6 protein-coding genes are annotated in these 7558 nt (G+C 38.2%); 5 read left to right on the top strand and 1 reads right to left on the bottom strand.

All coding sequences use genetic code 11. The features are described from left to right. The 5 genes from ACYIAL_RS12405 to ACYIAL_RS12385 all read left to right on the top strand — a co-directional run. Positions 1-1436, top strand: a 1436-nt coding sequence (locus ACYIAL_RS12405) for a DUF2345 domain-containing protein (protein WP_483751857.1), incomplete at its 5' end; no start/stop codon positions are given. Between the two features lie 2 nt (positions 1437-1438). Beyond that, positions 1439-2326: a DUF4123 domain-containing protein gene (locus ACYIAL_RS12400; protein WP_483751856.1), complete on the top strand. Its 888-nt coding sequence runs from the start codon at positions 1439-1441 to the stop codon at positions 2324-2326. After that, positions 2313-4961 (top strand): T6SS effector BTH_I2691 family protein, encoded by a 2649-nt coding sequence (locus ACYIAL_RS12395; RefSeq protein WP_483751855.1) that lies wholly within the window; start codon positions 2313-2315, stop codon positions 4959-4961. Before ACYIAL_RS12400 ends, ACYIAL_RS12395 begins: the two co-directional genes overlap by 14 nt. Beyond that, complete coding sequence (locus ACYIAL_RS12390) at positions 4961-6145, top strand: DUF6708 domain-containing protein (RefSeq protein ID WP_483751854.1); 1185 nt, start codon at positions 4961-4963, stop codon at positions 6143-6145. The genes ACYIAL_RS12395 and ACYIAL_RS12390 overlap by 1 nt, the downstream gene beginning before the upstream one ends. Before the next feature lie 110 nt (positions 6146-6255). Then, a complete protein-coding gene (locus ACYIAL_RS12385; RefSeq protein WP_483751853.1) occupies positions 6256-6999 on the top strand; it encodes a hypothetical protein in 744 nt (247 codons plus the stop codon). Here the strand turns inward: ACYIAL_RS12385 and ACYIAL_RS12380 are convergent. Then, positions 6958-7558, bottom strand: a 601-nt coding sequence (locus ACYIAL_RS12380; protein ID WP_483751852.1) for an IS3 family transposase, incomplete at its 5' end; no start/stop codon positions are given. The two genes, ACYIAL_RS12385 and ACYIAL_RS12380, sit on opposite strands and share 42 nt — an antisense overlap.

Genomic DNA, 7558 nt, shown 5'->3' with positions numbered 1-7558 from the left:
AGGCGATTAGCCAGCAAATTATCCTCAAAGGTAAGAGTAACCGCTATAACCTTGCCCCCGGTCAATGGATTAACCTCAACGGCAGTCCGCTGGCCGATATCAATGACGGTATCATTATTTTAAGTGTACAGGGGCAGGGTAACCGCACTGATGCCTATGAACTCACCTTTACCGCCATTCCTTATCAAGCCTTAAAACCTTATCGCCCTGCGCCCATACGCTGGCCACAAGTCAGTGGCACTTTACCTGCCCGTGTCACCAGTCCTAATCATGACACCTATGGCTATATCGACCCGCAAGGGCGCTATCGGGTTAAATTTAATGTCGACCTGAAAGAATGGAAAAGTGGCACGGAAAGCCTGTGGGTACGTTTAGCTAAACCTTATGCGGGTAACACCTATGGTTTTCACTTCCCGTTAATTGACGGCACTGAAGTAGCCATTGCCTTTATGCAGGGCAATCCCGATAGGCCGTATATTGCTCATGCGATGCATGACAGTGCTCACCCTGACCCTATCACCACCATCAACAAACATCGCAATGTCATTCGCACGCCAGCTAATAACAAACTGCGCATGGATGATAAACGCGGGAAAGAGCATATCAAACTGGCCACCGAATACGGCAAAAGCCAACTTAATTTAGGGCATTTGGTTGATAACAAAAAAGGACAACGTGGTGAAGGCTTTGAACTGCGCACTGACGAATGGGGGGCGATTGCCGCTAATAGAGGCTTATACTTAACCACCCAAACCCAGCCGAAAGCGCAAGGCAAACAGCTCGATATGCAAGCGGCGATTGCCCAACTTGAAAATGCCTTATCCATTGCCAAAGCCCTACAAAATGCCGCTACCCAATCCGAAGCGCACAGCGCCGATACCGACAGCCAAGACCAACTTAAAGCCAACTTAAGTGAGCTAACCCAAAGTGGTATACTGGCTTATGCGCAAGAAGGCATCGCCCTAACTAGCCCTGAAAATATCCAACTATCGACAGCTAACAGCCTCACCTTAACCAGCGAACATCAAACCGACATCAACGCTTTAAACAACGTCACCCTTTCAGCGGGCGAGGCGATTGGCTTATTTGCGCAAAAATCAGGCATGAAACTGTTTGCCAACCAAGGTGATATTGAAGTGCAAGCCCAAAATGCTAACCTCAATATGGCCGCCAAGCAAGATATCAAAGTGGATAGTGTGGATGGTAAAACGCAGATAACAGCAGCCAAAGAGATAACGCTAATCTGTGGTGGCTCTTATATCAAAATCAGCAGCGAAGGCATTGAACTGGGCACACAGGATAATATCTATCTTAAATGTAATGTATTGCAAAAGATGGGGCCGGCGAATATGGACATTAAATCGAAATTACCACCTATTTGTTCTGGAGTTCAAGAAAACTCAACCAACGAACATGCTATTTTTGTGGAAAGATAATAATGAAAAATTTAATACCTGATAACCAAATTAGTCAAATAATTACTCAGCACCTAATGCAGTTTGGTAAATTACATTTACTTGTTGATCCCAAAATCAATGATGAATTCTTTTTAAAAAATTATTTTGATTTTGAGTCAATTGTTCCTGTTCGCGATAGGCAAGATACTGTATCGACAGATTATGAATGCTTACAGCTTTGCACAATATCCAAACAATCAATAGCCGAAAGTGCGCAATCAAAGCCAACATCGGTTTTAGAAGATATTATTCAAAACTTAAATGATAAAAAATCTGCAGCGATTGCGATCTTATTTTCACTATATCCTATTAATTATATTCAAAAACAAATTAGTAATGCCATGTTTATGCGCTATGATGGAAGCTATTATCTTTTTCGTTTTTATGACCCCAAAGTTTTAAATCATTTAGTTAGAATTTTTGATCAACAACAATTAGATAACTTATTCGGTGTAATTGAGTATTGGTATTATTGGCATGATAACTATATCGAACTACATCATAAACCAGAAATAATCTTATCTGATATTAACTATCAAATAAGCTCTCGCCAATGGCAACAACTTAATATTGCACAGACATATAATTATTACGAATACATTACAACAAATCAACAAAATAACACATTAACCACAGAGCAGAAAAAAATATTAAATCAGCTGTTAGAATGGGTGTATATGGCAAGTTACACACAACCTGATAAACACATACTCAATTATATGGTTAGCTATATCATGGCTCAACCACCATCATTTTTTCAATCAATAGATAAAGATCTATGTGCTAACCTTATTAATAATAAGGATATTAACAAAATTAAACAATATTTTAATGAATGGCAAGAAGGAATAAAGCATGGCATCGCTTGATAATTTACTAGGGCTATTGAAGACAAATGAACAAAATCCAGGTAAACGTTGTCCTAGTTGTCAAGACAAAGAGGGTAATTTATTTGTGCTACCAACTCGTTTGTCTATAGCTGGTTACCTATCGCGCAATGATATACCACCATTACCCAATTTTGTGCAAAAAAAAGTTAAAGATATACCATTAACACATTCTAAGTATTGTTTACAAATGCTTAGACAAGGTTATTTATACGTTTTAGAACATCGTAACACGGGCAAAAAATGGCGTGTATTTACCTCTAGCCCAGAGGGGTGTTTGATTGAACATAAAAATGTTGAAAACGTAAGTAATATTCCCCCTACCTATACCTGCAATATTGCATTTGATGGAGCCGATGCGTCGTATATTAGTTTTAAAGAAAGCGAAAATATCATTAAGATCTATTTTATATTTGCACCTAATAAAATCAGTGCAAAGCTATTAGCGAAATATGAAGATCAGGATCTCTATTTACTTGACGGCATAACACCCGATGAAATTCGCAATGGCGTTAAATCAATATTACCAGATGAATTTTCACCCAATATTTTAGAATTTTCCACAGCAGAAAAGCTAGCAACCCAAGAGGAATTTTTAAATAACACGCCTTTTTGGGGTAATCAATCAGCTGAGCGATGTCAAGCATATCAAAAAAAACAGAACGTAGAATTTGTCTACTCCAAGCGTACAAATTTTAATGATGCATCCATAGGTAAGAATTTTTATCGTTATTTGTCGATATACAAAAAGCTGAAAAAACGTCAAGGTGCAGCCATTGTTGTCAACGATGCTATCGGCATCACTCAAAGTTTAAATAATCGGCGCAATCAAGCATTACAACAAAATATGAAACCTTGGATGGAAACTAAAGATAATGAAGGCATTTCTAACGAACACCGCTTACTCATTTCTAGACAGCTTTATGGGCTTAAAGACTCATTCCGTCAAATGCGCATTAAACAAATGATAAACAAGCAAAATCGACATTATGACTACTTGAGAATATATGGCTCAGATCCAGAGCTATCCGATGAGATGAAAGAAATTTTGAATAGATATATTGATGAAGATCAAGAACGGTATAAGAAAAACATTGATAATATCTATACCCAAGAAGCCTCGGAAGAAGAATTTAAAGAAAAATATTGGAGCCGATTATCGCAAGAAAAGCTCGATACCTTTCAAAAAAATTTTGATGAAAAAAGTCAACTTGCCGAACAAAAGGCAGAAAATCATAGCCAAGATTATATAAAGTGGTTAAAGTCTGCACACCTGCTGCTAGCGCTAGATTTTTATGACTCTAACGAAAAACTCGATGGCATTCAGTTTACTCTGCAAGTCAGTGCATGTATCTGTGGTGCAAGCGGCTCGCCTTCTGTAAGAAAACAATTTGATAAGTGGTGGAGAGCCCGCAAAATTACCCGTGAAAATTTATGCTGGCGTGCATATAGTTTTAATATTACAAGCATAATCGATACAATTAATGAGTATCTGGATTTGCAAAAAAAAATCATCATCAGCGATGGCCCTATTACAAATACTGACCATCTATCAACAATTGATACCGCCGTTGATTTACTTAATAAAATCACAGACCATATTAATCAAACGGGTCCCATAATTGATGACTTAGCGGCACGTGGCTTGCCTATTGCATTATTATCAACCTCATTTGCTGATTTAGTACGATATTTTTTAAAGGTAACTTCAACACGGGTTGAACAGCGACTTCTTAACTTTTTTGGTAATATGATTTTGTCTACAATTAATAAAGAGGCGCGAAAGCTGTATGGTTTACGCATTAATATTTGTGGACAAAGTTTTACTGCTGACCCAGCAAAAGGCGCTGGACAAATAACCCGTAGAGCGAGGGAGCATTTTCAAAATGCCGATCTGGTTAATACCCGAATTGCCATGATCGTTTTCGGGTTTAGCGCTTATGACACAATCCGAAAATTTACACAAGGCAAATGGACAAATTGGCGAGAACGAGCCGAACTTCTCGCATCAGGGATGACAACCATGGCTGCAATATTCCAAATAGGGACAAGTGTTATTGAATGTTGTATCGGTAAAGATCCAAAATCGATGACCGCAATTGCAACACGTAATGCCTTTGGCCGAATATTTTTATGGGGTGCGACCTTATCGGCAATGGCAGGAGGAATGTCCGTATACTTTGATTTTATAGATGGTAAAAAAGCAAGTGAAAAAAATAACGATATAATAACAATAGCTTATTATGCTAGAGCAATGGCAATCTTTGCGCTTAGTATAACACAATTCCTTGTGGCATTAGGTTCTTTAGTTCCATGGCTAGAAAGAATTGTGACTCAAAGTATTGAGCGGACTGTGTTGGTCAGAGTGGCAGCAGTTGGTCTATTACTAGGGCAAGCAGTAACGATAGAATCGGTTGCTATTTTTCTTGCTCATATTAATTTTTTTATAACTTTTTTTACTGTGGTAGTTACTATCGCCATTATCATCTTTGACGATAACGCATTACAAAAATGGTTAGATCGTTGCTGCTTTAGTAAAGATCCCGAACGTAAGCCATTTGATGACTTAACCGAGGAGCTAAGTGAGTTTTATCAAGCAGTTCAGGGGACATTTTAATGTATATTGGTGAATATTTATTTTGGTTAAGTAGTGCTATTAAAACCGCAACCCGTAAAAAATTGAAAATGGGCTATTTTAGTGGTGATATGAAGTTAAGCGAAGTCGCCAAAGATTATACCAAAGAGTCGGTCAGTCATAATCCACGCCCGATAGGGCCTTATTATGCCTATAACGATCGCTATTTAGAGATACGAGGGGGTATGTTTGAAAATTTTCGGGGGATTATTACTTGGATTAGTTTTGCTATATTTTTTATTCCTTATTCTAGTGGAGATTTGGGATTAAATATTTTACTCAAATTATATCATCATGAGCGTGGTAATGTTGCCTCGGGTATATTTGCAATAATATTTTTTTTAATTATATTTTTAGTTTCCACTTATTTATGCATCCGCTACTTCCGTTATGTCTGTCGCTTAGAGTTATTCACGCTTCGCCATATTCGGGTACGGTTTAATCGAGTAACACGACAAGTGTATGTACAACGCCCTAAATATTGTGGCGGTACAGCAGTGTTTAAATGGGAACATATTATGCCCTCTAATTTTGGCAAGACTGGCTCGGATATGGGCGGTACCAACTTAGTTAATGTGTTCTCCTTTCACCCTTATAAAACTGGCTTTCCAGTTGCACAGTCCGTGGGCGTCGGTAAAAACACTTATGATCCCCAAGATTATAAAGACGAGTGGGAATTTATCCGACGTTATATGGAAGACGGTCCCCAAAACCTGCCAAAACCATGCCTAAGCACCCATTTACCCATGCCTTTTCACGGTGTTGAGGGGCATATTCGCCCCATGATCCATCTGGCAAAAAATAACCCCAGTGTGATCATGATTTTAATGTTAATCCCCGTCTTTTTAATCTTATTGCCATTTTATACTATGGGTTACTTTATTTCGGAATGCCTATGCTGGCAACCTCGTTGGCCAAAAGTGATCAGGCAAGCGGGTAAACCCGGTAAACCTTTACCAAAAGAAACCACCCTATCAGATTACCCACCCGAGGTACAAAAGGCGATTTTAGATAGTAGCCAAGAGTGGGGCGTGATTGATGACGAAACAGGCGAACTTATCGACTATGGTCAATTTAAAAGACCCAAGAAAAAAGCCAGCCGAAAAAGAAAAACAAAAACAGCAAAACAAGCTGAAAAGCCCATAAAAGAGAATGCAGAGGATTAATTGGTAAGGTTAGATTGTGGCTGCTTGAGCAAAGATCCCAAACGTGATCAATTTGATGACTTAACTGAAGAGTTAGCTGAGTTTAATCAAGCAGTCCAGGGGACATTTTAATGTATATTGGTGAATTTATATTGTGGTTAGGTAGTGCCATTAAACCTGAAACCCGTAAAAAATTGAAAAAAGATTATTCTGATAACTCAATGAAGTTAAGCGAAGTCGCCAAAGATTATACTAAAGAGTCGGTCAGTCATAATCCACGCCCGATAGGGCCTTATTATGCCTATAACGATCGCTATTTAGAGATACGAGGAGGTATGCTTGAAAATTTTCGAGGGATTATTACTTGGATTTTTTTAGCTATATTTTTTGTTTCTTTTTCATGTTGTAATGCTGGTTTGCAAATTGCTTTACAATTATATAAAGATGGAGGGGTAAATATTGTTTCTGGAATATTTGCAATAATATTTTTGTCAATTATTTTTTTATTATCTTCTTACTTATTTATCCGTTACTTCCGTTATATCTATCGCTTAGAGTTATTCACACTTCGCCATATTCGGGTACGGTTTAATCGGGTAACACGGCAAGTGTATGTACAACGCCCTAAATATTGTGGCGGTACTGCAGTGTTTAAATGGGAACATATTATGCCCGCTAATTTTGGCGAGACTGGCTCGGATATGGGCGGTACTAATGTGGTTAACTTGTTTACTTTTCACCCTTATAAAACTGGCTTTCCAGTTGCACAGTCCGTGGGCGTAGGCAAAAACACTTATGGAATGGCAACACATTTTAGTACCAAAAAGATAAGGTCATCGATTTCTTTTGTATTCAATCGGCGACTGGTAATTTAATGTTGAATGAATTCGATTATAATTAAACCAATCCACATAGTGATTAAATTCCAATTTAAGTTGCGCCAATGAATCAAAAATAGTATTTGACACAAATTCTGTTTTCACTGCTTTGAATGTGCTTTCTGCAATTGCGTTATCATAGGGGCAGCCTTTGCGACTTAACGACCGTTTAATTCCAAATGCTGTTAAACATTCATCAATCAAATGATTATCAAACTCTTTTCCTCTATCAGAATGAAACAACTCAATCGTCTGTAAGTTCATTGGAATTTGACTCATAGCTTGCATGACCAGTGCCGCTGTTTTATGCCTGCCAGCACTTCGCCCCACTATTTCTCGATTACTGATATCAACAATTACACAAAGGTAGTGCCAACGCTGTTTAACCCTTACATAGGTTAAATCGGTCACCAATATCTTTCGTGGTTGACCTATATCAAATTCTCGATTAAGTTCATTCCCCACCGGTGATTCATTGCTTTTTTCTGTATGAATACAATATTTTTTACAGGTGTATTTCGAAACCCAGCCATTTTTCGCCATGATTCGACCTATT

It is taken from the genome of Gilliamella sp. X-57, assembly GCF_057063565.1.
The sequence above is the reverse complement of the archived record's forward strand: the minus strand, read 5'-3'. Positions and strand labels throughout refer to the sequence as shown.

Coding starts and splice junctions, on each gene's coding strand:
- ACYIAL_RS12385 (WP_483751853.1), top strand. CDS start 6,256: ATGTATATTGGTGAATTTATATTGTGGTTAGGTAGTGCCATTAAACCT.
- ACYIAL_RS12395 (WP_483751855.1), top strand. CDS start 2,313: ATGGCATCGCTTGATAATTTACTAGGGCTATTGAAGACAAATGAACAA.
- ACYIAL_RS12390 (WP_483751854.1), top strand. CDS start 4,961: ATGTATATTGGTGAATATTTATTTTGGTTAAGTAGTGCTATTAAAACC.
- ACYIAL_RS12400 (WP_483751856.1), top strand. CDS start 1,439: ATGAAAAATTTAATACCTGATAACCAAATTAGTCAAATAATTACTCAG.